The sequence below is a fragment of the Amycolatopsis roodepoortensis genome (assembly GCF_014873915.1).
In the GTDB taxonomy this organism is placed as follows: Bacteria; Actinomycetota; Actinomycetes; order Mycobacteriales; family Pseudonocardiaceae; genus Amycolatopsis; species Amycolatopsis roodepoortensis.
Genome location: NZ_JADBEJ010000005.1, coordinates 3,112,276 through 3,138,772, shown reverse-complemented (window position 1 = coordinate 3,138,772; position 26,497 = coordinate 3,112,276). Strand labels below are relative to the sequence as shown.

Below are 26,497 nucleotides of genomic sequence, written 5' to 3'. Positions count from 1 at the left end.
GAAGCCGGCAGTGGGGCACACCGCCCCGGAGAAACGAAAGGAACAGTCATGGCGCGGATCCTCATGATCGTCTCGGCCGCCGACCACGTGCGGCTCACCGACGGCACCGACCACCCGACCGGGTTCTGGGCCGAAGAGGTCGCCGAATCGCATCGGGTGCTCGCCGCGGCGGGGCACCAGGTCGAGATCGCGACGCCGTCCGGGCTCCGGCCGACCGTCGATCCCATCAGCCTCGACGAACGCGGCGGCGTCGACCCCGCCGAGGGCGCGAAGTTCGCGGAATACCTCGAGGGACTCGATCTTTCGGCGCCGCTCAAGCTTTCCGACGTCTCGGCCGACGCCTACGACGCCTTCTACCTGCCGGGTGGGCACGGTCCGATGACCGACCTGGTGGGCGACAGTGAGCTCGGTGCCCTCCTGAACGACGCCGATGCGCACGGCAAGATCATCGCCGCCCTCTGCCACGGACTCGCCGCCTTGCTCAGCGCGCGCGGCGAAGACGGCTCGTTCACCTTCGCCGGCCGCTCCATGACGTCGTTCAGCGACGAAGAAGAACGACAGGGCGGGCTTGGCGACAAGAGCCCCTTCTTCGTCGAGACCCGGCTTCGGGAGCAGGGCGCGATCGTCACTCCGGCGGCCGCCTGGTCGAGCGAGGTCGTCGTCGACGGAAACCTCGTCACCGGGCAGAACCCGCAGTCCAGCGTCGCGACCGCGGACCGCGTGGTGGAGCTTCTCAAGGCGCTCTGACCACCGGGGTTTGCGCCGCGGCCGGATCCGGGCATACGATCAGGGCAGTCGTACAGGACGAACGCCCTAGGAGATGAACCGGTGGCAGGATCCCCGGCCGCGGCGCGCGGTCAGCTCGTGCGGCGGCGGTTGCTCGAAGCGGCCGTGGCCCTCGTGCCCGAGCTCGGCTGGTCCGCGGTCAGCACCCGGATCCTGGCCGAACGCGCGGGTGTCACGCCGAGCGTCGTGCACTATCACTTCCCTTCGTTGCAGGCCTTGCTGATCGAGGCCGTGCTGGGGGCCATGCGCGAGGTCGCCCTGGCGTTCGAGCCGGCACTGGAAACCGTCGAAACGCCCGCGGACGCGGTGGACGCGCTGCTGGCGTCGGTCGGCGGGTACTCCGGCACCGACCCGATGTCGTTGCTGTTCGCCGAGTCCTATCTCGCCGCGACCCGCGACGACACCCTGCGCCAAGGCATCCGCGAGCTGCTCGCCGACCTGCGCACCCGGCTCGGCGGCTGGCTGGCGCAGCGTGGGGTGGCCGACGCCGAGGACACGGCCGCGGTCCTTTTCGCGGCGGTGGACGGGCTTCTGCTGCATCGGGCGCTCGGGCCGGAGTCGGGCGACGTCTCTCCGGCCGTCCTGCGCCGGCTGGTCGACTGAACCGAAAGGGAGGACCGCCATGAAGGTGGCGATTTGCGGTGCCGGGATCACCGGGCTCGCGCTGGCGCATCGGCTCGCGACACTGGGCGTCGAGGTCGTGGTGCTGGAGCGCGCCTCGGGGCCACGGGAGCAGGGCTACATGATCGACTTCTTCGGCCCCGGCTTCGACGCCGTCGAGGAGATGGGCCTGCTGCCTCAGGTCGAAGACGTGGCGTACCAGGTGGACGAGGCGAGCCTGCTGGACGAGCGCGGCCGCCGCCGCGCGTCCATCGACTACGTCCAGTTCGCCAAATCGGTGGGCGGCAGGCTCTGCAGCATCATGCGGCCCGATCTGGAACGCGTCCTGCGCGCCGGTCTTCCGTCCACAGTGGACGTCCGGTTCGGTGCCGGGGTCACGGGAGTCGAGGACCTCGGCGACCGGGTGCGGGTCACGTCGGCGGACGGCGAGACGCTCGAAGCCGATCTGCTGGTCGGGGCCGACGGGATCCATTCGACCGTGCGCCGGCTGGTCTTCGGCGAGGAGAGCCGGTATTTGCGTCATCTCGGGTTTCATACGGCGGCCTTCGTTTTCGAGGATGAGGAGATCCGTGCGCGGGTGGGGGAGCGGTTCTGCCTGACCGACACGATCGGGATGCAGATGGGTTTCTACGGTCTTCGCGACGGCAAGCTCGCGGCGTTCGCCGTGCACCGCACCACCGATCCGGCCCTGCCGGACGACGCGCGAGCGGCCCTGCGCGCGACCTACGGCTCGCTCGGTTGGGCAGTGCCGCAAGCACTCGCTCTGTGTCCGCCCTCCGGCGAGGTGTACTACGACCAGGTCGCGCAGATCGAGATGCCGTCATGGAGCCGTGGCCGGGTCGTGCTCGTCGGCGATTCCTGTTACGCCGTCTCCCTTCTCGCCGGCCAAGGCGCTTCGCTGGGGATCGCGGGCGCGTTCGTACTGGCCGAACAGCTCACCCGGTCACCCTCGATCGAGACCGCGCTCGCGGCGTACGAAGAACTGGTCCGCCCGGTGGTGACCGAAAAGCAACAGGTCGCCCGCCGCGGCGCGCGATGGTTCCTTCCCGCGAACCGCTTCCTGCTCCAGGCGCGCCGGTTCTTCCTTCACGTGGCGCACCTTCCCGGGCTCGAACGGCCGCTCGCGGCCGCCGTCACGGGCAAGTCGACCGCGCTGGTGACGAATCTGAAGGGTGGGGCCGAGATCCGGAGCCGATGAGGTCGGGGCGTCCCTCGATGCCGCTGCGGTTTGGGGGGTGGGAGGTTGTGGCTCCGTCAGAATCCCCGCCCTCCGGGGCCAAACACCGGAACCGCCACCATTCCAGAATCGCGGCCTTCGAGTGGTTCCGACGAGGGGTTCCGGGGCGGCTGGGTTCCGGTGGTCGGTGCTGGATGGCGTTGGTTACGGAGGAGGGTCTCCGGCGGTCGGTCCTGGCGGACGGCGGGGTTTTGGAGGGCAGGGGTTCTGGAGGGGTTCTGGTGGGCGACGGTTACGGAGGGGGCGTCTCCGGTCGTTGGCCCGCGGGGCGGTTCTGGACGGCATCGGGTTCCAGCGGTCGGTCCCGGAGGACAGGGATTCGGGAAGGCTGCGGTCACGAGACGGAGTGAGACGGAGCCACGTGGTCCGACGTCGAAGCCGCGCAGGCCGATGTCGCGGCCCGGCGTTGCCGGGTCGCCTCGGTTTCGGAGGTTTCAAGGTTCGGCCTATGTTCTGAGGTGCATGGTGTTGCGTCTCGGCCTCCCGGTGGGGTCGAGGTAGGCGGGCGGGGTGAATTCGGGGAGTCCGTCTTGGGCGATCTGGACTTTCCATTCGCTGTGGTGGATGAGCCGGTGGTGTTTGGTGCAGAGCAGGACGAGGTTGTCGATCTTTGTTTCGCCGTGGTGGCGCCAGAAAACGATGTGATGGGCGGTGCAGCGCGGCACAGGCATATCGCAGCCGGGAAACGCGCAGCCGCCATCGCGGATCGTCAACGCGTATTTCTGCGCCAGGGACACGGTGCGTTTCGACCGGCCGATGTCCAGCGGTTCGCCCGCGGTGCCGAGGACACCCGGGCGCACCCGGGCGTCGCAGGCGAGGATGCGGGCGTCGGTGGCGCTGATCGGCCCGACCAGGTCCAGGTGCGCTTCGCCGAGGTCGTTGATCAGGTCGTCGTAGGACATGGTGACGAGGATGTGGGTGGCTTCGCCTGCTTGGCCGGGGAGGTTGCGGCTGGTGGTCTTCAATCGCACGTAGTCGGTGAAAGCGTCGCCGTAGCGTTCGTCTTGGGTGCGGGAGTCCCGGACTCCGTCGATGACCTTATGAGGCTTGGCCATGGGGTCCAGGTCGGATTTCAGGCGGGCGTAGGTTTCGAGGTCGAGGGTGCCCTTCAAACCGAGGGTGCCGTCGCGGTGTTTGACGAACCGCAACTCCGGGCGGGTGTCTTTCGGGTCTTCGTTGCGGGGTTCTTTGCCGTCGGGGTCGAGTTCGTCGAGCAGGCGGCGTCCGGCGCGGGCGATCTGCCGCGGTCCCGCCCGACGCGCCAGCTCGACCAGGATCGCCTCTCCGGCCCGCACGTCGTCCTCGGGCACGGTGGAGGGGATGCGGGCGAGGGTGCGGATGATCGCGTCGATCTGGCCACCGCCGATCGCGCCCTCGGCGGCGGCCTGGGCGGTCAACGGTGCCAGGGGTGGTTCGGGGTCTCCGCCGATAGCCGGGCCGGGATGCAGAGCGAGGACGCGGTCGGCGCGGGCACTGGCTTCCTTGTCGGTCACCAGGAAGTCCTCGAAAATCAGCGCCGCCAACGTCGAATGACCACTACACCCACGCACCCCACGGGAATTGATTTCCGCCAGGATCGCATTCTGCTCGGCATCCGCCCGGCGCTTGAGGATTTCGAGTTCTTGTTTGCGGGCATGCAGCGTCGCGGTGTCGACGCGCCACCACTCGGTGGGCGTCCCTGGAGGTGCATCGTTGCTGGCCACGACACCGACATTACTCCGAATCGAACACTTGCGCTAGCTCAAACGGCCCAACGCAGATATTGCCGGAAAATGGCAACAGCGAAGGAGTATCAACGCAGCGAAGCGTCTTTAAGGGCACGAAGGGGCTTAAAGAGCGCGAAGCAAGGCCGACGGACTACGTGTCGGTGCTGAAGTGACGAAGCACAGAATCGAGCGACCAACTGAACATGAGCCACCACCACGCCGAATCACCACTAAAGAACGCGAAGCAAGCGAACCGGATCCCCGATCACCAAGTGGGACGCGCCGAGACGCCGCCGTCCACGGTCAGGTTGTGCCCCGTGATCCACGCCGCGAGCGGCGATGCGAGAAACAGACAGGCGTTCGCGACGTCGCCAGGAGTGCCGAGCCTGCCGAGGGGTGCGGCCTGTTCCCAGCGGCGGACGCCCTCCGGCCAGCTGTCGCCGAGGCCGGGGCGCTCGATCAGGCCGGGGGAGACGGCGTTGACGCGCAGGCCTCGCGGCCCGTATTCGAGCGCGGCCGCGCGGGCGTGCATGACCAGGGCGGCCTTCGCGCTGCTGTAGTGCGCGTGCCCCGGTGCGGGATGGGCCGCTTCGATCGAGGCGATGTGGATGACGCTGCCGGCGTCCATCACCTCGGCGGCGGCCTGTGTGCACGAGAACGCGCTGGTGAGGTTCGCGTCGAGGACGGCGCGCCAGCTCTGGGCCGACATCTCCGGCAAGGGTTCGATCGGCTGAACGCCGGCGTTGTTGACCAACGTGTCCAGCCGTCCGGTCCAGGCCGCGGCGGCGGCCACTAGCCGTCGGCATTCGGCGTCGTCGGTGAGGTCCGCGGAGAACGCCTTGGCGGCGCCGCCCGCCTCCTGGATCCGCTCGACGACGGCGTGCGCGGAGGCTGCATCGCGGTGGTAGTGCACGGCGACCGCGCTGCCCGCTTCGGCGAAGCGCAGGGCGATGCCGTGGCCGATGCCGCCGCTGGCCCCGGTGACGAGGGTCGTCGTGCCGCTCAGGTCGAGCATCGAGGTCCTTTCCGCAGCGCGAGAACGGCCGCGACGACGAGGAAGAGCAGACCCGCGACGACGTAGCAGTTTCCCAGCCACTGCTGGGCGGTCGTCCACGTCTGGCCAGGCCGATCGAAGGCCGGGAAATACCGGAACGGCGCCGCGACGAAGATCGTGGCGCCTGCTCCGGTGACGGCGAGCCAAAGCATCGCCCGGTGTCTGAGTGCCACGTAGGCGGCAGTAGTGAACAGCGCCGGGGCGATCCACACCCAGTGGTGTGACCACGACGTCGGCGAGACGAGCAGCGCGAAGGTCGCGTTCAGCAGCAGCGCCGGCACGGCGGCCGAGCGGTACATAGTCACTGCCACCAGAACCAGCAGAACGCCGGTGAGGACTATCCAGAGCGGCTTCGCGGCGCTCTCGACGCCGAACCGGGCCAGTACGGCCTGCAGGGTCTGGTTGGTGTGGAACGAGGTGCCGCTGATTCCGGACGCCCCGGCGAAGCCGCCGAACCAATACCGCGCGGAAGCCTCCGGGGCGACCGCGAACGCGACGGCGGAGGCGGCCACGAACGTGCCCATGGCGGTCAGTGCGCCGCGGAAATCCTTGCGTACCAGGAAGAACAGCAGGAACGCCATGGGCGTCAGCTTGATCGCGGCCGCGAGACCGACGCCGATGCCCCGGTAGCGGCCCCTGGCCAGCAGGCAGTCCGCCGCGACGAGGCCCATCAGCACCAGATTGATCTGCCCGAAGCCGAGCGTCTGGCGGACCGGTTCGAGGAAGAGCGCCGGCGTGATCGCCAGCGACGCGACGAGCAGCGCCTTCCGCCGGTCCCCGGACGGCCACAGCGTGCGGGTGATGCCGTAGAAGGTGATTCCCAGCGCGGCCAGGCTGAGCGCGAACAACAGCAGCACCGCGCCGTTCCACGGCACCAGCGCCAGCGGGGTGAGCACCAGCGCGGCGAACGGCGGATAGATGAACAGCAGGGGGATTCCCGCGTCGGAAAGCGGCAACGCGCCATACAGGTCGCCGCCGTTCCACAGGGTGTCGACGCCGAAGCGGTAGATCTCGAGGTCGCTGTGGGAAGCGCCCGTCGTCGCCCAGGCCACGGCGCACGCCAGCACCAGTGCGGCGAACGCGCCGACCGGCCACCAGGTCCGACCGCGCGACTTGGTGGGGAGCATCGCGTGGTGACCCTTCGGACGTGCGTCGATGATCCCGACTGTACCCCGATGGCGACAAGCGACTTCCGTCGGCAGTCAGTGCACCCGGTATTGGTCTAGACTTTTTATTCCCAGTGTGGTGAAAGGGACCGGTCCATGCGCGGAACGACGGTGTTGCCGAGGACGCCTTGCCTCGAACCGAAGGCGGGGGAATTGCCACTGCATCGGCTGGAGGTCCGCGCGCCGGACGCCCTGCCGTTCACGGTCGGCACATTCGACACGATCGGGCCGATGTCGCGGGCGGCGTTCCCGCATCGGCACACGTTCTACGAAATCGTCCATGTCACCGGCGGTACCGGCGACCACGTCATCGATTTCACCCGCTGGGAATTGGCGCCGCCGCAACTCGCGGTCATAACGCCGGGGCAGGTGCATCATTGGGATGCCCGCGAGCTCAGCGGATTCGTCGTGTTGTTCACCGACGATTTCCTGCTCGAACATCCGTCGGATCGCGAAACCCTGCGAAGGCTCAGTCAGCAGCCATGGCGGCTCGACGAGCGCGCGGCCGAGGAGACGGCCCGGATGGTCGCCGAACTGGACGAGGAATTCCGTTGTGGCGGCCAGGGCACCGATTCGGTGCTGCGGGCACTGATGCACGTGCTGATCGTGCGGGCGGGACGCCTTCCGGGATTGGCGGATCCGCGGCCGCCTGCCAGGGCACAGGCGGTGGGCACGGAATTCGCCCGGCTGCTCGGCAGGCCGGATCTGGGTCTCTGGTCGGTCGGCGCGCTCGCGGAACGGATCGGGGTCACGCCGGGATATCTCACCGACGCGGTGAAAACGGCGACCGGCCGGACGGCGGCACAACTGATGCGTGAGGCGAGGACCAGAGAGGCGAAACGATTCCTGCGCGGCACGGATCTGACCGTGCGACAGGTCGCCAGCCGGGTCGGATTCGCTGATCCCGCCTATTTCTGCCGCTTCTTCCGGCGGGAAACGGGGTTGAGCCCCGGAGATTACCGCCGGACTGGTGACGCGCCCCCGGAGATTCACCACGACTGACCACCCCAGTCCATCGTCCGCAGCTGATCTTCTCCATACCGTCGAGGGTGATTCCCGAAGCCCCCACGAGGAGCAGGTATGGACGAAGAAAGCAAACTCAGCCGGAAGACCGTGCTGAAGGCCGCGATCGCCGCGGGTGTGGCGGCTCCGGTCGCGTTGATCGGCGGCCCCGCCCTCGCGCGCACCACCGTCGCGAACGGCCAGGCGCCCGAGCTGACCCCCGCCTGTGACGACGGTGACGACCCGACCCCGCCGCAGACCGAAGGCCCTTACTTCAAGCCGAATTCGCCGCAGCGGACGTCGCTCGTCACGCCGAACACGCAGGGCACCAGGCTCACCGTGTCCGGCTACGTCTTCGGTCTCGGGTGTCTTCCGATCGCGCGGGCGCTGCTGGACTTCTGGCAGGCGGACGTCAACGGCGCCTACGACAACGTGGGGTACACCTTCCGCGGTCACCAGTTCACCAACGACCAGGGCGCGTTCTCGCTGAGCACGATCGTGCCCGGCCTGTATCCCGGCCGTACGCGGCACATCCACGTCAAGGTCCAGGCGCCCGGCAGGCCGGTGCTGACCACGCAGCTCTACTTCCCCAACGAGCCGCGCAACAACACCGACTCGATCTTCGACCCGCGGCTGCTGATGACCGTCCGCGATCAGCCTCCCGGCAAGCAGGCCGCGTTCGACTTCGTGCTGAACGTGCCGCAGACGCCGACGTCGACCTCGCGGCCGACCAGTACGACGCCGACGACGTCGACTTCGACCTCCAACCCGCCCGGCGGGACGACCTGGGCGGCGGGAACCGGCTATTCCGCGGGCGCCCGGGTCACCTACAGCGGTCGCGGTTACGTGTGCTTGCAGGCGCACACGGCCCAGCCCGGCTGGGAGCCGCCGTCCACACCCGCGTTGTGGCGCGCGGAGTGACGGACAGCCGCTGCGGAGGGAGATAAACGCGGGTGGACTCCCGCCGCCGGGACCCACACCCCGGCGGCGGGGTCCACCCGCTTCCTCGGAAGGTGGGGTTTTCCTCACCCCAAGTAGGAGCTTTGCTTCAATGCGCCGCCCCCGGCCCCCGGACGATGATCGTCTTCGACATCGGAGCGAAGGGGTGGACGTCATGACACAGCGCCGGAAACGGTGGGGGAGACGGGGAGTGATCGCCGCCGTGGTGGCCGGGGCGCTGCTCGCCCCTGTGGCGGGCCCGGCTTTCGCGGACGAAGGCCCGGCCCCGGTGCGCTCGCTGGACCGCGCGGCGCATCCACTGCGCTCGACCGAACCAGGCCGGAACACCGCCGACCTGCGGGCGCTGGGCGGGATGATCGGCGGCGCGAAGGTGGTCGGCCTCGGCGAGGCGACCCACGGCTCGCACGAGTTCTTCACCATGAAGGAACGGGTGTTCCGCTATCTCGTCGAGGAAAGGGGCTTCCGGGCCTTCGCACTGGAGCTGAGCTGGTCCGCGGGCCTGGAGATCGACGAGTACGTCCAGGGCGGCAAGGGTGACGTCCGGGAGCTCGCGAAGCGGACGCTGGCCGGTTCCCCGTGGGACCGTGAGGAGTTCGTGAGCCTCATCCGGTGGATGCGCGAATACAACCGCGCGCACCCCGGCCGCACCGTGCACTTCGTCGGTGACGATCTCGGCGCGCCAGCGGTGAACGACGCGTTCTTCGCGAGGATCACCGACTACGTGCGGCAGCATCATCCGGCGGATCTCCCCCGGCTGAACCGGCTCTACACCGGTCTGCGCCCCATCGACGACGCGTTCGCCTACCTGCGCAAGCCGCTCGACGAGCGACTGCGGCTGGCCACGCAGGCGGAGCAGGCTTACGAACTGATCAAGGGCTTGCCCGGTGCGGGCGCCAGGGAGTGGGCCGAGCAACACGCCAGGTTCGTCGCGCAGACGGTCCGGTTCCTCGCCGTCGACCTCTCGGATCCGAAGGGCCTGCCCGCCGCTCAGATCCTGCGCGACCGGGCGATGGCGGAGAACGTCGCCTGGTGGCAGCGGCGGACCGGGCACAGGATCCTGCTCTCCGCGCACAACGGCCACGTCTCCTACGAGAGCGACAGCCCCGCGATGTACCCGAAGACCCAGGGCGCCTTCCTGCGCGAAACGCTGGGCCGGGATTACCTGCCGATCGGGTTCACCTTCGACCGGGGTTCCTTCCTGTCCAAGGACAAGGCCCTGGAGGGCGACTGGAAGCGCTTCTCCGTTCCCGCCGCGCCGTCCGGCTCGAACGAACACACCCTCGATCGGGTGCGGTTCGAGGACTTCTACCTGGACGTCCGCACCGCGCCGCCGTCCGCGCGCGCCTGGCTGGAAACCGCCCGGCCCACTCGAACCATCGGCACGCAGTTCCCCGTCGATCTCGCGGCCGTCTCGCTCGGGCGGTCCTACGACGTCGTCATGCACCTGCACGACGTCCGCCAGGCCGATCTGAGAAGGTAGTGACGTCGCGCCCGTTTAGGGGGTTTTAACCCGGTTTACCTGGCGTGCCGCGACGGATCTCGGTAGTAGTCGAAGTGTTCCGGTACCCCCTTGTTCCAGTACCCAGCGGAGGAAATCCCTGATGTTCAAACGGATGCTCAGCGCCTTCGGGGTCGGCGGTCCGTCCGTCGACACCGTGCTCGACTCACCGCACGCCGTTCCCGGCGAGGTGATCACCGGCCAGGTCCGCATCCAGGGCGGTTCGAGCGACGCCCAGATCGAGGAGATCCTGCTTTCGCTGGTCACCCGGGTCGAGGTCGAACGCGGCGATCACGAGCGCGCCGGAACCGCGGAATTCCTGCGGGTCAGCGCGGGCAGCAAGGTGAAGGTGACGGCCGGGCAGCTGACCACGGTGCCGTTCCGGATCGCCTTGCCGTGGGAGACGCCGATCAGCGCGGTCGGCGGGCGCGAGCTGCCGGGCATGGTCGTCGGCGTGCGGACCGAACTCGTCATCGCCGGCGCGCCGGACAAGGGTGACCTCGACCCGGTGCTGGTGGGGCCGCTGGAGTCGCAGGACCGGGTGCTGGAGGCGTTCGGCGAGCTGGGCTTCTCGTTCCGCAGCGCCGACGTCGAAGCCGGGCGGCTGCACGGCGTCCGGCAGGAGCTCGGGTTCTTCCAGGAGATCGAGTTCTTCCCGCCGTCACGTTACGCGGGCCGCGTCAGCCAGGTGGAGCTGACCTTCGTCGCGAGCCCGGACGACCTCGTGGTGGTCCTGGAGGCCGATCGGCGCGGTGGCATGTTCCGCTCCGGCGGCGATTCCTTCGGCCGCTTCCACGTTTCGCACGAGGAGGCCCTGCGCACCGACTGGGCGGCGGCCATCGACGGCTGGCTGGCCAAGGTCGCCGAGTCCGGCGGCGGGCACGCCATGTTCGGCGGGCACCAGGAGCACTACGGCCACGAATACGACCACCACGGGCATCACGGCAGGCGTGGGCCGGGGATGGGCGGCGTGGTCGCCGGTGCCGCGGCGGGCGTGGTCGGCGGCATGATCCTCGGCGAGGTCATGGAGGACGCCTTCGACGGTGGCGACGAAGGCTTCGAGGAGTGATCCGGCTCCGGGGCACGCCGGCGCCGGTGTGCCCAGGGGTCACTTCGCGGTCAAGGGCGCCAACGCGGCGTCGACCGCGTCGGTGAGCCGGCGCGGATCCGTCTCCGCCCTGGCCACCACGTGCAGGCCCTGCATGACAGCGGTTTCCAGTGTGTTGACTCCACTACGGACGAGGTTCCGACGGATTCGTTGCCGGACGTCGCGCGAGAACCTGGCCTTCGGCGAATGCGGCCGCTGGTTCGCGAAACCGGCGGTTACAGAGTTCTCGACCCGGCCTCGCGGCTTTGCCAGCACTGACAAGTCGGCGTAACTCACGGGGAGGATTCCTGCATCAGCAGCATGCGGTCATAGGCCAGCTCGATCAGTTTGGGTGGCCGTCCGACGGATCGCGCTATCCACTCGACTTCATCGCGTAGCTGAGAATCGCGATCGTAGACCTCATGATCGAGAATTTCGACCTCGACGAAGGTGCCGAGGCGGTCGACCTCGTCCACGCACACCGTCACGCCCTCGCGGATGCGGAAACTCCATCGCTGCTTGCGAATCTGGAGCATTTCCTTGAGTCGGAGGGCAGAGAGAATCGATCGGGCTGCCGAACCGTCTACGACCTCGGTTTCATATTCGAGACGGTCGAGATCCGCGGATCGCCGGACTTTCACCGTGACGAAGTTCCGGTCGCCTTGAGTGCGAACCCGAGCCACCACGGCGCCTTTTGCCGGGCTCTCGATATCTGCTCTGTCGAACGCGAAGACGTGGTCGAGTTGTGCCGCTGTCGCGTATGGCTCGTGGCCGTGTGAACGCAGGGCGTCAAGAATATCTTGCGGCCCGATGCCGTCGAACTGGATCTTTATCTCTAATTCTCGCATAGTGGAGCCTAACTTCACGTATTGCTGCTTGATCGAGCACGAAAATCCCCGAGGCCGTTGTTGCTTGAAACTGCGCCCGCTGTGTTGATCTGCTGTGCTTGGCGGTGACGAGCATCTCATGGCGTGCGATGATTGCCGATGGCAGGGCAAGCCTATGGCTGTTCCTGCTGGTTGTCGCGCAAGGTGATCTTTCGGCTCTAGAGGACTCTTTCGACGCCCGGCGCGCTCGTCAAGCTCGTGACCATTAACCCGATCGAGTCGTACAGCCCGCCGGAGGAACGAGAAGCCAGGTAGTGTGGCATGCCGCCTCTCTCCACCTTGGCATCCGCGTGGACGGTTGGCAGGTATGGCGAATACAGCAGCAATCCGTGGTCGGTGGCCATGTCGAAGCCGAATACGGTCATGGCCGGGTATGACGGCAACTGAAATACTTCCAGTCGGTCGCCGTCGGCCCCCATCCTCCGCTTGAAGTCACTGAATGCCTTGAGAGAGCCGGAGATCTTCTTGGCGAGATTCTCGCCTCGCTCCTGCGCGACGCGCTCCGTGTCGTCGCAGTCTGGATCCATTAGGTAGCAACGGTACACCCCGCCGCGCCGCAGGTAGTTCTCAGCCGCATCACGATAGGTCGCCGGTCGTTCTGTGGTCACGAGGTAGTTCGAACTCGTGTGGAGGGCGGTTCCTACCTCCAGCACGTCGTGGTTCGCGATGTTGAGCAGGCGGGCTTTCTCGTGTTGGCTCGGCCGTTCGTGGTAACCGAATACCCGCGTGTTCCCGTGGAGACCGTGCGCCGCGATCCATGATCGGGCGACGTCCCGCTCGGTTCCGTTTCCGACGAGCAGATAGACCTCGCGCCCCTCGAGCGACCCGACTCTCCGGTACTTGCCGGTGTGTTTGGGTCCGGCGACGTGGTACACCTCGCCGGAGATCGCGACGGTATCCGGAGGGGTCCCTTTTTCCAGGTGGGCAGCGAAGTTGATGTCCGGTGAACGTATCGAGCCGTGGGCGTCCGATCCGCGGTAGGTGATCGTTCCCTTGTGGACCCCGACTCGGAGGTGAAGGCTGCCCTTGATCTCCATCTGCTGGAACTCGTCCTGAAGGTGTTTGAGTACCAGGGAAACCAGCTTTTCGGCGATGCCGAGCGTGGTTTCCAAACCAACGCTCTCGTCTTCGTCGAAGATCACGATGAGGCCGCCGTCACCATGCCAATGCCACAATCTCGCGTAACCACACCGATGTTCCTGCTGCACGATTCGAACTCGATCCAGGACACGGTCTTCGAGGAGATCGAATGCGCGTGCAGCCCGATCGCGAGGGTTCGACGCGACGATGTCCGAATGGCCAGCGGCATCTGCGAAGATCAAGTATACGTTCTCGTAACTGTTTCCTGCGGTCAGTTCTGCCGACATCTCTCCGCCCTCCGCTGTGACGCGCCCCGGACAACGATTGTACGACCGGAAGACGGCAACGCGCTGCGCTGATCATGAACGACCATCTGAATTTGCGGGACATGAGCGGGGACTGTCGCGCTCCGTCCGTCGGTGCTTGCGATCCCGGCGATGCTTGACCAGGTCTGCTGCAGGGGTTGGAAGGCCTAATCATTGGGCTCCGTATCGTGGGGCCGAGCGGGGTGGAGCGTCCGGACTTGCCAGTGCTTCGCGAAGTGAGTGGACACTGATTCAGGCCGGGAGCATCTGCCCGAGTAGGGCAGTGGCTCCACGGGGTGTCAAGGAGCGTCCGCGCTCGTGAGGCGGGGTAACCTCCCGTCGTGCCGGATCACGTCGATCACATTCTGCGCCAGTGGGCCGAAGCCCGTCCCGACCTGGACGTCTCCCCGATGGGGGTCATCGGGCGGCTGACCAGGCTGACCCGGGTCATGGAGGGCGAGCTGCGCAAGACGTTCGCCCGCCACGACCTCGACCGGTCGTCGTTCGACGTCCTGGCGACCCTGCGCCGGGCAGGCACGCTGACCCCCGCCGACCTGATGCGATCGGCGATGGTCACCTCCGGTGCGATCACCCAGCGGCTCGACCGGCTCGAAGAGCGCGGTCTGGTGGTCCGCGCGCCCGACGAGACGAACGGCCGCCGCGTGCTGGTCGACCTCACGGAGCAGGGGCGCGAGCTCATCGACCGTGCCCTGCCCGATCACGTCGACACCGAGCATCGGCTCCTGAGCGCGGTCAGCCCCGAGGAGCGGGACGAACTGGCCGTTTTGCTGCGAAATCTGTTGCGGTCACTGGGAGATGTCGCTCTCGACGACTGACGAGCCAACGCGTTTGACTTAGCGCTAAGCATCGAATAGCTTAGCGCTAAGAGGTTCGCGGGTCGTCCCGCGTGCCGTAGATCCTTCTGGTGCGAAGCACCCCAGGGGCGGAATCGCCGTGCCCGCAGGGGTTTCTTCGTCATGCTCGTGAATCGAGAGAGAAGAAATGGCCACCCGAACCGAAAACGCGCATTCGACCCTGAAGGGCTGGGCAGGGGTCGCCGCCATCACCGCCAGCCTGTTCGTCTTCCTCACCACCGAACTGATGCCCGTCGGCCTGCTCACCCCGGTGAGCTCCAGCCTGGACATCTCGGTGGGCGCCGCCGGCCTGATGGTCACGCTGTACGGCGTCTCGGCAGGCCTCGGCGTGCCGTTCGTGGTCGCGTGGACGCGACGGATCAACCGGCGCGTCCTGCTCTCCACGTTGCTCGCGATCCTGACCGCCGGCAACCTGATCACCGCCCTCGCGCCGGGTTATCCGCTGGTACTGGCGACGCGGCTCGTCATGGGCTTCGCCAACGGCGCGTTCTGGGCCATCGGCGTGGGGATGGCGATGCGGATCGTCCCCGGCCGCCACGCGAACCGGGCGGCGGCCGTCGTGATGTCCGGTATCTCCGTCGCCACCGTGCTGGGGATGCCGCTGGGTACCGTCCTGGAACGCCTCGTCGGCTGGCAGTCCACGTTCCTGATCTGGAGCGGGCTCAGCGTCCTGGTCTTCCTCGCCGTACTCGTCCTGGTCCCGTCCCTGCCGTCGGCGAACGCGGTCTCCGTCCGCGAGGTCTTCGGCCTGCCGCGGGTGAACGCGCGCCTGCGGTCGGTCCTGATCACCGTCGTCTTGTTCGTGCTCGGGCACTTCGGCGTCTACACCTTCATCCGTCCCTTCCTGGAAGGCACTTCGTCGGCGTCGCCCGCCTTCGTCACGGTGTGCCTGATCGTCTTCGGTGCCGGTGGAGCGGTGGGGAACTTCGTCGCGGGGCATTTCGTGGCGAAGAACGTGCTCGTCAGCTTCGCGGTCGGAGCGGCCGGACTCGTGACGTCCCTGTTGTTGCTGCTCGTGGTCGGCCACGGGCAGGTGGGGGCGCTGGTCGCGCTCGTGCTCTGGGGACTGTCCTACGGCGTGGTGCAGCTGAGTCAGCTCACCATGACGCAGCGGTCCGCGCCGGACACGTTCGAGGCCGCGATGTCACTCAACACCTTGGCGTACAACACTTCCATCGCTCTGGGCGCGTTGTTCGCGGGACTGCTCGCCGACCACGCCGGGATCACCAGCGTGGTGTGGTTCGGCGTGGTGCTGACCGCGGCGTCGCTGCTGTTCATGGTCGGCACCCGCCGGACCTGATCAGAACCAGTGCAGGCAGTGCGGCGCGCGTTCGGTGCGGAACAGAGCGTCGGCGAGCGCGGCCGCGTCCGGGCGATGGGCCCGGACGCGGCCCGCCCGCACGAGCAGGCTCGGGGCGGTGCCGCCGAGGTAGATCGAGCCCAGGTCGCTCACGTCCAGGGACAGGTCGGGTTCGGCGCCGGTCGGGACGCAGTCCGCCTCACCACCCCGGACGGTGAGCAGGTACCGGCCGCGTTCGCCGAGCGCCTGGTCGTCGACGTCGAGGACGAGTTCGCCGTCGGTGGACCAGCCGCGTGCGGTGAGTGCGCGAGGTACGTCCAGCAGCCGGACCCAGAGCCAGTCCGTGTCGCCGCCGACCTCGCCGGCACGGAAGTCTTCGAGCTGCCACCGCAGCGGATGGTCGGGCGGGCAATGCTTGAACACGACCTCGGTGATCAGGTCGTGTCCGAGCGCGAACCGGGCGAGCGCCGTGGACACCTCGTCGTCGACGGCGATGGTCTCGTCGACCGTCAGCGTGCTCGGCTCGGTGAGCGAGTACGAGGCGTACCCGTCCGGCACGCCGTCGGCGTCGCGGTGCAGGGCGATGTAGCGCGATGCCCGGGAGATCGGCGGCTGCCCGGCGCCCAAGGACCACCAGCGGTGCGGCCGCGACAGCGCGCCGGGCCGGGCGCGGCGATACCGGTCGTAGATCTCCTCCAGGAGTTCGCCGCACTCGGCCCGGCGCAGCACCTCGATCGAGCCACCGGCCGTCCCGACGGCGAGGGCGGCGCGATGACGCGGCACCGTCAGGCGCCGGGTGTAGGTCGCCGGGCCGTAGCCGAATCGCCGGTAGATCAGCGCTTCCGACGCGAGCAGGACCGAGAGCAACTCGCCCCGTTCCCGGAATTCGGCGAGCTGATGCCGCATCATCGCGCTGAGCACTCCGCGCCGCCGGTGCGAGGGCAGGACGCCGACGGCGGTCACCCCGGCGACCGGCACGACGACCTCACCGGGCAGCGTGAGCTCGAAGGTGTACGCGGCGGCCGTGCCGACGGGCCGCCCGTCCCCGGTCACCGCGAGCAGGCCGCGGTCCAGTTCGAGCGCGGACCAGGTCTCGCCCGCGGTGTCCGGGAACCGGGCGAACGCGGTGAACATGGTGTCGACGAAGACGTCGCGGTCCTCGGCGGTCGTGGAACGGATCTTCATCGCCCCAGTGCATTGCCGTTCCCGCGTGGCGTCAAGCGATTTGCAGGTCGAGGAACCCGGCGTACCGGCCACCGAGCCGGACCAGCGCGTCGTGGTCCCCTTCCTCCGCGATCCGGCCACCGTCGAGGAAGACCACGTGATCGGCGCGCTCGACGGTCCGCAGCCGATGCGCCACCATCACCACGGTCCGGCCCGCCATGAGCCGCTCGATGCCTTCGTGGACGGCCGTCTCGTTGACCGGGTCCAGCGCCGACGTCACCTCGTCGAGCACCACGATCGGCGCGTCCTTCAACAGCGCACGCGCGATCGAGACCCGTTGGCGTTCCCCACCGGACAGCAGCGCCCCGCCCTCGCCGACGTTCGCGGACCAGCCGCCGGGCAGCCGTTCGATCACCTCGTCCAGCCGGGCCGCCGTCGCGGCGGCGCGCACCTCGGCGTCGTCGGCATCCGGACGGCCGAGCCGGATGTTCTCCTCGATCGTGCCGTCGAAGAGGTGGACGTCCTGGAAGACGATCGCGATCCGCGACATCAGGTCCTCGGTGCCCATCGCGCGGACGTCGACCCCGCCGATGCGCACGGCGCCCGAATCGACGTCGTGGAACCGGGCGAGCAGCTGCAGCACCGTGCTCTTCCCGGCTCCCGAAGGGCCGACGACGGCGAGCTTCTGTCCTTCGTGGACGGTCAGCGAGAGCCCGTCGAGCACCGTCCGGCCGCCGCGGGTGAAGACGACGGACTCGAACTCGAGATCGTGCCGCTCCGGGCGGACGGGGTCGGGCGGTTCCGGGAGCGGTTCGGTCCGCAGCAACGCGTCGAGCCTCGTCAGCACCGAACGCGCGCCGCGGAGCTTGCCGCCGATGTCGGTCAGCGAGAGCAACGGATCCGCGCAGCGGGCGGCCAGCACGAGGATCGCCACCACCTCGGGCGCCCCGAGGCCCCCGCCGAGCGCGAGGAACGCGCCCAGCACCAGCAGGCCGGTGAACATCGCCTGCACCGTGAACGTCAGCCCCACGACACCGGGCAGCGCCGAAAGCGTGGACCGGCGGTTCGCTCGCTGAAGATCCCGCAGCGAGTCGTCGAGCGACCGGAATCGTTCCGCGGCCCGCCCTCCCGCGCGCAGCACCGGCTGCGCCTGCAGAAATTCGATGACCCGTCCCGTGGCCTCGGTCCCGCGTTCCGCGGCCTCGTCGTCGGCGGTGGCCATCGAACGGCCGGTCCAGACCTGGATGGCCGCCACGACCGGGGCCGCGATCAGCGCGGCCAGCCCCAGCCGCCAGTCGAAGACGAGGATCACGAACACGATCGTCAGCGGGGTGACGCACGCGGCGATGAACGGCGCCAGCAGATGCGCGATCACGCCCATCGCCTGCAGTACCCCGGGTCCGGCCAGCGCCGACACGTCACCGACCCGTTTTCCGCCGTACCAGCCCATCGGCAGCCGGGCGAGATGGTCGCCGAGCCGGTGGTACATCCCGTGCAGCAACGTCGTCCCGGCGCGGAAGCCGGAGAGATCGGCGCGGTACCGCAGGATCGCGAACACCGAGAAGGCCGCGCCGAACGCGATCAGCCACGGGACGGCGTCGCCCGGTGTGCTTCCGAGCAGCGCCCGCAGCAAGGGGACCAGGAACGCGTAGGACAGGCCTTCGACGATCGCGGTCGCCGTCATCAGTGCCACGGTGCGCCGCACCGGTGGGGCGTGGTCGGGTCCGAGCACGCTGAGCAACATCCGGATCATCGAGGTTCCCCCAGTGGTTCGGCGGAGCGGTGGGAACGCCAGAAGGCGGCGAACTTCCCGTTCCGGGCCAGCAGATCCGCGGGTTTCCCGCGTTCGGTGACGGTGCCGTTCTCCAGCAGGACGACGGTGTCGGCGTCGACGACCGTCTCCAGCCGGTGCGCGATGACCAGGACCGTCCGGTCGGCCCGTGACGTCGCCAGCGCCCGGCGCACCGCCAGTTCGGTCCGCGGGTCGGCGAACGAGGTCGCCTCGTCGAGCACCAGGACGGGTGTGTCGGCGAGCAGCGCACGGGCGAGCGAGATCCGCTGTGCTTCGCCGCCCGAGAGTCCGGTTTCCTCGTGCAGCACCGTTTCGTAGCCGTGCGGCAGTTCGAGGATCCGGTCGTGGATCTGCGCGAGCCGGGCGGCGCGCACGACGTCTTCGCGATCGGCGTGCGGGACGGCGAGCGCGATGTTGTCCGCGACCGAGGCGCGCAGCAGGCGGACGTCCTGGAACACGAAGGAGACGTTGCGGTAGAGCTCCCGGCTGCCGATCTCACGCAGATCGGCGCCGCCCAGCAGCACGGAACCCTCCGTCGGGTCGAAGAACCGCGGCAGCAGAGTGACCAAAGTGGACTTTCCGCCGCCGGACGGCCCGACGAGCGCGGTGACCGTGCCGGGTTCGAGCACCAGATCGATCCCGCGCAGGACCTCGCGGCCGGCCTCGTAACCGAACCGGACGCCGCGCAGCTCCACTCGGTGTCCTCGCGGCGAAACGGGGTTCGACGGCTCCGGCAGTGACGGCACCCCGAGCACCTCACGGATCCGGCCGGTCGCGCGGCGGGCGGCCTGGAGTTCGTCGAAGCCATGGCCGAGCGCGGCGACGGGCGCGGTCAAACCCAGGCCGAGTATCAGGAATGGCAGGAGATCGACCGGAGCGAGGCCGCCGCCGGTGATCAGGAGCGTGCCGCCGATCAGGACGACCAGCAGGACGAACGGCGGGGACAGCGCCAGCTGCATCCCCGCGGCCGGCCCGGCCATTCCGTGCACCCACCGGGTGAAGGTGGCGACGAAGGCGTCCGCCGCGGTGCGGAACCTGCGATGGGCGCGGCCCGCGCCGCCGAACGCCTTGACCACGGCGATGCCCTGGACGAACTCGACGACCGAGTCCGAGATCCCCGCCATTCCCCGGTCGAACTCCTCCTGCTCACGCAACCGGGAAGGCGTCATCATCAGCGGGACCATGGCCACCGCCAGCACCACCGGGATCAGCGTGATCAGGGTGAGCCGCCAGTCGATGGTGAGCAGGTAGACCAGCGACACCAGCGGGACGACGAAGGCGGACACGAGTTCACCGGGCGTGTGGGCGATGAACGGGTGCACGGCCCCGACGTCCTCGCCGACGACCTTGGCCAGTTCACCGGTGCGGCGGCTCGAGAACCAGCCGATCGGCACGCGTCCCAGGCGTTCGGCCAGCAGGCGGCGGAACGTGAGCTGGACCCGGCCGTCGAGCAGATGCCCGATCCCGGACGACGCGGCCGTGAGCACCAGCCGGACGAACATCCCGGCCGCGCCCACGATCACCGCGGTCCAGACCCGGCTTTCGTCGACGGGGCCGGACGTCAGCAGCGCCCTGCCCAGCTCGACGACCGCGAGCAGCGGCGCCAACCCCGAGATGGCGCCGATGATCTGAAGGACGACCACCGCGGCGAAACTCCCGGCGAACGGGCGCAGCAACCGGACCGTGGTGGGTGGCGCTGTGGGTGCCGTCATGACGAGGCCAGCGCGCGGCGCAGGACGCCGCCGAGTTCGTCGATCTGACGCCGGGACACCTCGGCGGAGAGGATCGCCTGCGACCCGTGGAAGGTGCCCGCCCACTGGTGCAGCTCGACCGAAACCCCCGCCTGCAGCAGCCGGAGCGCGTACTCGATGTTCTCGTCGCGATTGGGGCAGAACTCGGCGGAGGCCACGTACGCGGGTGGCAGCCCGGAGAGATCCGTGGCCCGCGAAGGGGCGGCATACGGCGAAGGCGCGGGCTTTCCGTCCAGGTAGTGCCCCCACGCGGCGGTGATCTTGGCGCGGTTCATCCACGGTGTGTCGATGAAGTTCCGCGCCGACCAAGACTCCTGCCGGTCGTCGAGCCCGGGCTGGTTGAGCAGCTGGAAGCAGATCCGCGGGCCGCCTTCGTCACGGGCCCGCAGTGCTGTCGCCGCCGCGAGCCCGCCGCCCGCGCTGTGCCCGCCGATGGCGATCCGGTCGGGGTCGACGCCGAGTTCGGCCGCGTGGTCCGCCGTCCAGTTCAGCACGGCGTAGACGTCGTCGAACGCGGCCGGGAACGGGTTTTCCGGCGCCAGCCGGTACTCGACCGAGATCACCGTCGCGCCGGATGCTTCGGCGAGCCGCGCCGCCCAAGGATGTTCGGTCTCCAGGTCGCCCATCACCCAGCCGCCGCCGTGCAGCCAGATGACGGCGCCCTGTGCCTCGCGCGGCCGGTAGATCCGGATCGGGACACCGGGGTCACCGGGCACCGTCCGGTCTTCGACGTCCATGCCCGACGTGTCGGGCTGCGGCACGGACGTGGCCAGCTTCGCGAAGCTCACGCGGTCCGCGACCGGGTCGTCGAGTTTCGCCTTCGGGAAGAGGGCGATGAAGGCTTCGAGTTCGGGATCCATGACCACGATCCTTCCGGCTCGGAAGCCCGAAGGCGGCCGCCATCCGTCGCGTGTGATCGCCCCTTCGCGCGACGATCGCCGCGTACGCTCGCGGGCATGGAGGCACTGGCCGCGCGGTTGTCGCATCTGGATCCCGACGTCGAGGGCGCGATCCGGGTCGTGATGTTCTACGACACCCTGATGCGGCGGCGGGTCGACCTCCCCGCGCTCGCCCGCGCCACCGCGGGGCTGGCGGAATGCGTGGCGGGTATCCACCTGCACAGCACGGGACGCACCCTCCGCATGGCGCCCGACGGCCGCGAAGCCGCTCCGGCTTCCGCGCCGGCGTCCATCTCGTTGGCGATCACCCTCGACGAGGAGGAGATCGGCACGGTGTGGCTGGAACGCGAGGGCGCACCCGTCGCCCTCGACGAAGCGGTGCTGGACCGGCTCGCGATCGCCGTGGCGACGGTCGTCGAACGGTACGGGCCCGCCCGCACCACCATGGCCGATCCGGCGCTGGTGGAACTCGTGATCAGCTCCGCCAGTGACGACGCCGCCCGGAACCGGGCGTTGCGGTTGCTGGGTTTCCCCGCCGACGCGCCGATCCGGGTTGTCGCCGTCCCGTCGGGACTTCCGCTCGAGAAGGTCGGGAGCCTGATCTGCCCCGGCCGCCCGGTGAAGGCCGCGTCCCTCACCGACGTCGGCATCATCCTCGCCACCGCGGTGGATCCGGAGCGCTTCCCGGAGGACGTGCGGGCGGGGATCGGGGAGGCCGAGTGCCCGCATCGGTCCTGGCAGGACGCCAGGACGGCGTTGCGGTTCACGACGTCGCGCCGTCCGGTGATCCACCACGGCGAACTCGGAGCGCTGGCGCTGCTCGCGCGGATCCCGGAGGAGGACTCGCGGGCCAACGTCGACGTCGTCGCGATCTCGAAGCTGGCGGCGGATCCCGAGGACCTGCGGACGCTGGACGCCTACTGCGCCACGGGTTCGGTGCGCCAGGCCGCGGATTCCCTTCACCTGCACCACAGCAGCGTCGCGCGACGGCTGACCCAGATCGGCAAATGCCTGGCCATCGACCTCACCGATCCACTCGGGCTGACCCGCGCGAGGCTCGCCCTCACCGCGTGGCGGCTGCTCGGCGAGTGACTACCTAATGATCTTCGCCGGGTACTCAAAGATCACCGCCGTCCGTCATGGAAATAAATAGGTAGCCCGCGCGAACTTTCGTCGGTTTCCGGGTTCCCTTGGCACGACACAGAATCAGCGCGTTCGTCCCCACTGAAGCGGCCGGAACCCCGCCGCAGAAACGAGTCGGAACATGCGACTGCGCTCTCTTGTCCTGCTCGCCGGCACCGCCTTCATGGCGTTGCTCGGCTCGACCGCCCCCGCCGCGACCGCCGCCGAGCCCTCGGGTGTGCAGCCGATGATCATCGGCGGTCAGTACGCGCAGAACGCTCCCTGGGCGGCCCGGCTGTTCGTGAACGGCCAGCAGAACTGCAGCGCGACGATCATCGCGCCGCAGTACATCCTCACCGCGAAGCACTGTGTCGCCAGCAGCGGCAGCTACACGTTCCGGATCGGCAGCCTCGACCAGCAGAGCGGCGGCACCATGGCCACCGCGGCGAGCATCACCCGGCACTCGGGCGCGGACCTCGCCGTCGTCCGGCTGACCAGCTCGGTCAACGCCACCTACGCGCCGCTCGGCACCACGAGCAACGTCGCGGTCGGCCAGAACGTCCAGGTCTACGGCTGGGGCGCGACCAGCCAGTGCGGCTCGGAGATCAACTGCCAGTCCCGTTACCTGAAGGTCGCCACCGTCCGGGTCAACTCGGTCAACTGCAGCGACTACAACGGCGGCGTCGCGGTCTGCGCGAACCGCGTCGACGGCATCACCGCCGGCGGTGACTCGGGCGGCCCGATGTTCTCCGGCGGCCGCCAGGTCGGCGTCGCCTCGACCAGCGACCGGTCGAACAACACCGCCTACACCAACATCACCCGGTACCGCAGCTGGATCCAGCAGATCGCCGGCGTCTGACCCGCTCGTGAGTGGTGAGGGCGGTTAGAACCGTCTTCACCACTCACGAGACCCAGGGCGCTCGGTACCGCCGGGTGCTGGGGCTTGGCCGGGGTTGCGAAAGCCACTTTCGCAACGTTGGTCCTGGCCAGGCCTGGTGATCATGTCGCGAAAGCCACTTTCGAGACGTCTGACGTCCCGAAAGTGGCTTTCGCGACACCGGCTCCAGCCCCCAGCCTCCCGCAGACCCCACAGACCGGGCCCGGGGGTCAACGGCGGCCGGAAGCCAGTAGGTGCCTAAGACACCCTCGGCTGGAACCCGTCCTCACCACTCGCGAGACCTAGCACCCTCCGCTGCCTTGCTATTTGTCAAATGACAATCACCCTCCAGGCCGATCGACGCGATAATCTGGCGGTCGGCGCCGGTGGGTCGGCGCCACGGACCTTGGGAGGGGGCCAGTGGCGCGACCGACGCGGGCTCTCGACCGCACGATCGTCGTGGTGGACGTCGTGGGGTTCACCGCGCCGGATCGCAACCCGCTCGACCGGCTCGCCGTGCACCAAGGCATGTACGAAGTGCTGAAGACGGCTTTCGCCGAAAGCGGTATCGATTTCGATTCCTGCGCGCACGAAGACCGCGGAGACGGCGTACTGGTCCTTCTTCCGCCCGGAACGACGAAAAGCCTGGTCGCCGATCTGCTGCCGGATCGCATCGCGGTCGCCCTCCGCCGGTACAACCACACGCGGACGCCGCAGGCGCAGATGCGGCTGCGGGTGAGCCTCAACTCCGGCGAGGTGATCGACGACGGCAACGGGTGGGTCGGCGAAGCGGTCGACATCGCCTTCCGCATTCTGGACGCGCAACAGGCGAAGGACGCGTTCGCGGAATCCGGTCGCATGATCGCGTTCATCTGTTCGCAGCGTTTTTTCGCCGACGTCATCGAAAAGGACCCGGGCCTGATGCCCGAGTCGTACAATCCGATACCCGTTTCGGTGAAGACCTTCACCGGAACGGCTTATCTGCGGCTGCACGGAGAAGTCACCGTGCCGGTCGCCAATTCTCCCGATCCGGCGGTGGTGGCCGCCGAAGACCTGTTTCTGGCCGACCTGGACAGCGCCGTTCTCGATTTGATCCCCCGTAAGGATCTGGCCGGCCTGCACCGGCGGCTGACCGGGCTGGAAGTCCCTCGGCTGGCGGTCATGGTGAGCCGCGCGCTCGGTCCCGCGGTCCCGTTGCCCCGGCTGGACGGCATCACCGACGCGTGGGACGCTTTCCAGCTGCTCGCCGACTTCAACGCGGGGCCGGACGGTGTGCCGCCCGCCATCACTTTCCTCGGCCTGCTCGCGGAAAACGTGGTGGGTGAGCCCGCGGCCATGATCGCGAACTGGATCGGCGACCAGGCCCGGACACTGCGGCTCGGCCCCGCCCTCGTGCACCAGCGGCAGAGCAGGCCGCCGATTCCGGAGCGGCCCCATCTGCACCTGATGATCATGCTCGAACCGGTTCCCGGGGACCCGACGCGGTGCACGCTCGCGTTCTGGCGACAGGACGATCCGGAGGTCTGGCCGCCGTCGCTCGGCGGAGTACGCGAAATCGGGATGGACGAGGTCGAGTACAGGGTCGACGACGTCATCTTGGAGACTGAAGGCGTCTGGTCCGGCCAGAGCATGTCGGCGTCGGTGGAATTCCTGCTGCCGAGGACGTTGATCAATTTGCCCGTGCAGCGCTGGGCGAAGGAACATGGGACCGGCCATCCCCAGCCGTTGCGCTACGGGTACCGGCTCGGAATACGGTCGTTGGAGAGGATGCGGGCGAGGCATTGGCATCGCGCATGGCATGTTCGCTGGGATTCGATGGTGAAGGACCCCGCCGCCGACCGGCTGCACTATTCCGGGTGCGCGGAGTTCGAGGATCACCCGATCGACGCCATCCTCAGCGACGATCACTGGGTAGGCCTGGTTTTGGCGAAACCGCCGTCGCCCCAAGCGGAACCGGGTGGCGCACCGGACGAACTGACGAGCGCGCTCCGCAGCGGACTTCCGGTGGTGCTCTGGCATCCGGACGCCGAGCCGGAGAACCTGCGCGAGTTGCTCGACTGGGTATTGGCCGCGGACAGCGGTTTTATCGGACTCCGGGATCGCCGCAAACTGGCGAATTCGGGTGCGGCGGTACCGTTCAAGAATTCTCTGGCTCACGATCTGGTGGTAATGTGGGACGACCCGAAACGTGTGATCGTTCTGGACCAGCCGTTGATCCCGACTCGACTGTAAGGGGACGCCGCGGATGAGCGGGAACGATCAGGACGCGGCCGTGAACGGCCGGACGCCGCAAATCGATGCACCCGATTGGTGGATCTACCGGGGGACCGGCAGGCCCATTCACGACATCGATCTCGCGCAGCTGCTGCCCGCGCCGCCGCCGTGGCGTTCGTACCGCGGTGATCCGCCACCGGAGAACGACGTGCCACCGCCGGACGACGGCGAGGCGGAGCGCCGTCTCGGCACCGCGTTCACACTTTCGGAGCTGACCGTCGACCCCGGCCAGCTGAACATGGTCAACGCCGCCCTGTACCTGCGCCGTCCGTTGCTGGTCACCGGAAACCCGGGGACCGGGAAGTCCAGTCTCGCGTACCGGATCGCCAGGGAACTCGGCCTCGGCCGGGTGCTGCGCTGGGCGATCACCAGCAACACCGCGCTGAGTTCCGGGCTGTACGGCTACGACGCGATCGGCCGGGTCCAGGCCGCGGCGACCAGTCAGGCGCAGCGCGGCGGCGAGACGGAAGAGCCGCCGATCGGGGACTTCGTCCGCCTCGGCCCGCTGGGCACCGCTTTTCTCCCGAGCAGGCTGCCGCGGGTACTGCTGATCGACGAGCTGGACAAATCCGAGGCGGATCTGCCCAACGATCTGCTGTCGCTCTTCGAAGACGGCGAATTCTCCATCGACGAATTGGCGCGCGTGCGCAACCGGCACCCCGAAGTCATCGTGCACACCGCGGACCCGCAGCGCACCGCGGTGGTCCGGGACGGCCGGGTCGCCTGCCACGCCTTCCCGATCGTCATCATGACCAGCAACGGAGAGCGCGAGTTCCCGCCCGCGTTTCTGCGCCGCTGCCTGCAATTGCGGATCGAGAACCCGGACGAGGAACAGCTCGCGGCGATCGTGGCGGGTCATCTCGTCGGCGAGAACGGCGAACACCGGGACAGGCTCATCCGGGAATTCGCCGAACGGAGCAAGGCGGAAGGCGGCCTCCCCACCGACAGGCTGCTCGACGCCGTCTATCTGGCGACGTCCGGCGCGTACCAGCCCGACCAGGAGGCATGGCCGCGGCTGGTGGACGCCCTCTGGCAACGACTGACGGTGCGGTGA

Annotated in this window: 23 protein-coding genes; 13 read left to right on the top strand and 10 right to left on the bottom strand. The window is 68.6% G+C overall.

All coding sequences use genetic code 11. The annotated features are described in order from the left end of the window. Nucleotides 1-48: 48 nt before the first annotated feature. From H4W30_RS33980 to H4W30_RS33970, 3 genes are all read left to right on the top strand, one after another. Nucleotides 49-747: a type 1 glutamine amidotransferase domain-containing protein gene (locus H4W30_RS33980; RefSeq protein WP_192746308.1), complete on the top strand. Its 699-nt coding sequence runs from the start codon at nt 49-51 to the stop codon at nt 745-747. Nucleotides 748-828: 81 nt separating this feature from the next. Beyond that, nucleotides 829-1,389: a TetR/AcrR family transcriptional regulator gene (locus tag H4W30_RS33975; protein ID WP_192746307.1), complete on the top strand. Its 561-nt coding sequence runs from the start codon at nt 829-831 to the stop codon at nt 1,387-1,389. A gap of 19 nt (nt 1,390-1,408) precedes the next feature. Then, complete coding sequence (locus H4W30_RS33970) at nt 1,409-2,605, top strand: FAD-dependent oxidoreductase (RefSeq protein ID WP_192746306.1); 1,197 nt, start codon at nt 1,409-1,411, stop codon at nt 2,603-2,605. A gap of 485 nt (nt 2,606-3,090) precedes the next feature. Here H4W30_RS33970 and H4W30_RS33965 read toward each other — a convergent pair whose 3' ends face one another. The 3 genes from H4W30_RS33965 to H4W30_RS33955 all read right to left on the bottom strand — a co-directional run bounded on the left by H4W30_RS33965 (nt 3,091) and on the right by H4W30_RS33955 (nt 6,531). Next, nucleotides 3,091-4,347 (bottom strand): HNH endonuclease signature motif containing protein, encoded by a 1,257-nt coding sequence (locus tag H4W30_RS33965; protein ID WP_192746305.1) that lies wholly within the window; start codon nt 4,345-4,347, stop codon nt 3,091-3,093. Nucleotides 4,348-4,615: 268 nt separating this feature from the next. Further along, complete coding sequence (locus H4W30_RS33960) at nt 4,616-5,365, bottom strand: SDR family NAD(P)-dependent oxidoreductase (RefSeq protein WP_192746304.1); 750 nt, start codon at nt 5,363-5,365, stop codon at nt 4,616-4,618. Continuing rightward, complete coding sequence (locus H4W30_RS33955; RefSeq protein WP_192746303.1) at nt 5,353-6,531, bottom strand: glycosyltransferase 87 family protein; 1,179 nt, start codon at nt 6,529-6,531, stop codon at nt 5,353-5,355. Before H4W30_RS33955 ends, H4W30_RS33960 begins: the two co-directional genes overlap by 13 nt. A gap of 135 nt (nt 6,532-6,666) precedes the next feature. Between H4W30_RS33955 and H4W30_RS33950 the strand changes: the two genes are divergently transcribed. The 4 genes from H4W30_RS33950 (at nt 6,667) to H4W30_RS33935 (ending at nt 11,099) form a co-directional block, all read left to right on the top strand. Next, a complete protein-coding gene (locus tag H4W30_RS33950) occupies nt 6,667-7,572 on the top strand; it encodes a helix-turn-helix transcriptional regulator (protein WP_126733924.1) in 906 nt (301 codons plus the stop codon). 78 nt (nt 7,573-7,650) lie between these two features. Continuing rightward, entirely contained in the window at nt 7,651-8,493 is an 843-nt protein-coding gene (locus H4W30_RS33945; RefSeq protein ID WP_126733923.1) for a dioxygenase family protein, read from the top strand. A 193-nt stretch (nt 8,494-8,686) separates the two neighbouring features. Next, complete coding sequence (locus H4W30_RS33940) at nt 8,687-10,012, top strand: erythromycin esterase family protein (protein WP_192746302.1); 1,326 nt, start codon at nt 8,687-8,689, stop codon at nt 10,010-10,012. 121 nt (nt 10,013-10,133) lie between these two features. Continuing rightward, nucleotides 10,134-11,099, top strand: coding sequence for a sporulation protein (locus tag H4W30_RS33935; protein WP_192746301.1), 966 nt, complete (start codon nt 10,134-10,136; stop codon nt 11,097-11,099). 39 nt (nt 11,100-11,138) lie between these two features. Here H4W30_RS33935 and H4W30_RS33930 read toward each other — a convergent pair whose 3' ends face one another. From H4W30_RS33930 to H4W30_RS33920, 3 genes are all read right to left on the bottom strand, one after another. Then, entirely contained in the window at nt 11,139-11,414 is a 276-nt protein-coding gene (locus H4W30_RS33930) for a hypothetical protein (RefSeq protein WP_192746300.1), read from the bottom strand. Continuing rightward, a complete protein-coding gene (locus tag H4W30_RS33925; protein ID WP_192746299.1) occupies nt 11,411-11,983 on the bottom strand; it encodes a class IV adenylate cyclase in 573 nt (190 codons plus the stop codon). Before H4W30_RS33925 ends, H4W30_RS33930 begins: the two co-directional genes overlap by 4 nt. Nucleotides 11,984-12,162: 179 nt before the next feature. Continuing rightward, a complete protein-coding gene (locus H4W30_RS33920) occupies nt 12,163-13,371 on the bottom strand; it encodes an adenylate/guanylate cyclase domain-containing protein (protein ID WP_192746298.1) in 1,209 nt (402 codons plus the stop codon). Nucleotides 13,372-13,730: 359 nt separating this feature from the next. Here H4W30_RS33920 and H4W30_RS33915 point away from each other — a divergent pair, with 359 nt between their 5' ends. Together H4W30_RS33915 and H4W30_RS33910 are read left to right on the top strand one after the other, a co-directional pair. After that, nucleotides 13,731-14,225: a MarR family winged helix-turn-helix transcriptional regulator gene (locus H4W30_RS33915; RefSeq protein ID WP_126733919.1), complete on the top strand. Its 495-nt coding sequence runs from the start codon at nt 13,731-13,733 to the stop codon at nt 14,223-14,225. 166 nt (nt 14,226-14,391) lie between these two features. Beyond that, on the top strand, nt 14,392-15,564 hold the full coding sequence (locus H4W30_RS33910; protein ID WP_192746297.1) for an MFS transporter: 1,173 nt from the start codon (nt 14,392-14,394) through the stop codon (nt 15,562-15,564). On the opposite strand, the gene H4W30_RS33905 is transcribed toward H4W30_RS33910, so the two are convergent. From H4W30_RS33905 to H4W30_RS33890, 4 genes are read right to left on the bottom strand one after another with little or no spacing between them, the layout of a single operon-like run. Beyond that, nucleotides 15,565-16,749: a GNAT family N-acetyltransferase gene (locus tag H4W30_RS33905; RefSeq protein WP_192746296.1), complete on the bottom strand. Its 1,185-nt coding sequence runs from the start codon at nt 16,747-16,749 to the stop codon at nt 15,565-15,567. 31 nt (nt 16,750-16,780) lie between these two features. After that, nucleotides 16,781-18,481 carry an ABC transporter ATP-binding protein gene (locus H4W30_RS33900; protein ID WP_192746295.1) on the bottom strand — a complete coding sequence of 567 codons (1,701 nt, stop codon included), beginning with the start codon at nt 18,479-18,481 and terminating at the stop codon, nt 16,781-16,783. Next, entirely contained in the window at nt 18,478-20,232 is a 1,755-nt protein-coding gene (locus H4W30_RS33895) for an ABC transporter ATP-binding protein (protein ID WP_192746294.1), read from the bottom strand. Before H4W30_RS33895 ends, H4W30_RS33900 begins: the two co-directional genes overlap by 4 nt. Continuing rightward, nucleotides 20,229-21,131, bottom strand: coding sequence for an alpha/beta hydrolase (locus H4W30_RS33890; RefSeq protein WP_192746293.1), 903 nt, complete (start codon nt 21,129-21,131; stop codon nt 20,229-20,231). The genes H4W30_RS33895 and H4W30_RS33890 overlap by 4 nt, the downstream gene beginning before the upstream one ends. A gap of 96 nt (nt 21,132-21,227) precedes the next feature. On the opposite strand from H4W30_RS33890, the gene H4W30_RS33885 reads away from it, so the two are divergent. From H4W30_RS33885 to H4W30_RS33870, 4 genes are all read left to right on the top strand, one after another. Next, on the top strand, nt 21,228-22,262 hold the full coding sequence (locus H4W30_RS33885; protein WP_192746292.1) for a PucR family transcriptional regulator: 1,035 nt from the start codon (nt 21,228-21,230) through the stop codon (nt 22,260-22,262). 172 nt (nt 22,263-22,434) lie between these two features. Then, nucleotides 22,435-23,151, top strand: a complete 717-nt coding sequence (locus tag H4W30_RS33880; RefSeq protein ID WP_126733912.1) for a S1 family peptidase — start codon at nt 22,435-22,437, stop codon at nt 23,149-23,151. Between the two features lie 438 nt (nt 23,152-23,589). Next, a complete protein-coding gene (locus H4W30_RS33875) occupies nt 23,590-25,401 on the top strand; it encodes a VMAP-C domain-containing protein (protein ID WP_192746291.1) in 1,812 nt (603 codons plus the stop codon). A gap of 13 nt (nt 25,402-25,414) precedes the next feature. Continuing rightward, nucleotides 25,415-26,497 carry an AAA family ATPase gene (locus H4W30_RS33870; protein ID WP_192746290.1) on the top strand — a complete coding sequence of 361 codons (1,083 nt, stop codon included), beginning with the start codon at nt 25,415-25,417 and terminating at the stop codon, nt 26,495-26,497.

Bases quoted from the DNA above. Each gene is read 5' to 3' on its own strand.
- H4W30_RS33910 (WP_192746297.1), top strand. From the start codon at position 14,392: ATGGCCACCCGAACCGAAAACGCGCATTCGACCCTGAAGGGCTGGGCA.
- H4W30_RS33900 (WP_192746295.1), bottom strand. From the start codon at position 18,481: ATGATCCGGATGTTGCTCAGCGTGCTCGGACCCGACCACGCCCCACCG.
- H4W30_RS33885 (WP_192746292.1), top strand. From the start codon at position 21,228: ATGGAGGCACTGGCCGCGCGGTTGTCGCATCTGGATCCCGACGTCGAG.
- H4W30_RS33880 (WP_126733912.1), top strand. From the start codon at position 22,435: ATGCGACTGCGCTCTCTTGTCCTGCTCGCCGGCACCGCCTTCATGGCG.
- H4W30_RS33935 (WP_192746301.1), top strand. From the start codon at position 10,134: ATGTTCAAACGGATGCTCAGCGCCTTCGGGGTCGGCGGTCCGTCCGTC.
- H4W30_RS33955 (WP_192746303.1), bottom strand. From the start codon at position 6,531: ATGCTCCCCACCAAGTCGCGCGGTCGGACCTGGTGGCCGGTCGGCGCG.
- H4W30_RS33905 (WP_192746296.1), bottom strand. From the start codon at position 16,749: ATGAAGATCCGTTCCACGACCGCCGAGGACCGCGACGTCTTCGTCGAC.
- H4W30_RS33895 (WP_192746294.1), bottom strand. From the start codon at position 20,232: ATGACGGCACCCACAGCGCCACCCACCACGGTCCGGTTGCTGCGCCCG.
- H4W30_RS33890 (WP_192746293.1), bottom strand. From the start codon at position 21,131: ATGGATCCCGAACTCGAAGCCTTCATCGCCCTCTTCCCGAAGGCGAAA.
- H4W30_RS33980 (WP_192746308.1), top strand. From the start codon at position 49: ATGGCGCGGATCCTCATGATCGTCTCGGCCGCCGACCACGTGCGGCTC.
- H4W30_RS33920 (WP_192746298.1), bottom strand. From the start codon at position 13,371: ATGTCGGCAGAACTGACCGCAGGAAACAGTTACGAGAACGTATACTTG.
- H4W30_RS33945 (WP_126733923.1), top strand. From the start codon at position 7,651: ATGGACGAAGAAAGCAAACTCAGCCGGAAGACCGTGCTGAAGGCCGCG.
- H4W30_RS33940 (WP_192746302.1), top strand. From the start codon at position 8,687: ATGACACAGCGCCGGAAACGGTGGGGGAGACGGGGAGTGATCGCCGCC.
- H4W30_RS33970 (WP_192746306.1), top strand. From the start codon at position 1,409: ATGAAGGTGGCGATTTGCGGTGCCGGGATCACCGGGCTCGCGCTGGCG.
- H4W30_RS33870 (WP_192746290.1), top strand. From the start codon at position 25,415: ATGAGCGGGAACGATCAGGACGCGGCCGTGAACGGCCGGACGCCGCAA.
- H4W30_RS33950 (WP_126733924.1), top strand. From the start codon at position 6,667: ATGCGCGGAACGACGGTGTTGCCGAGGACGCCTTGCCTCGAACCGAAG.
- H4W30_RS33960 (WP_192746304.1), bottom strand. From the start codon at position 5,365: ATGCTCGACCTGAGCGGCACGACGACCCTCGTCACCGGGGCCAGCGGC.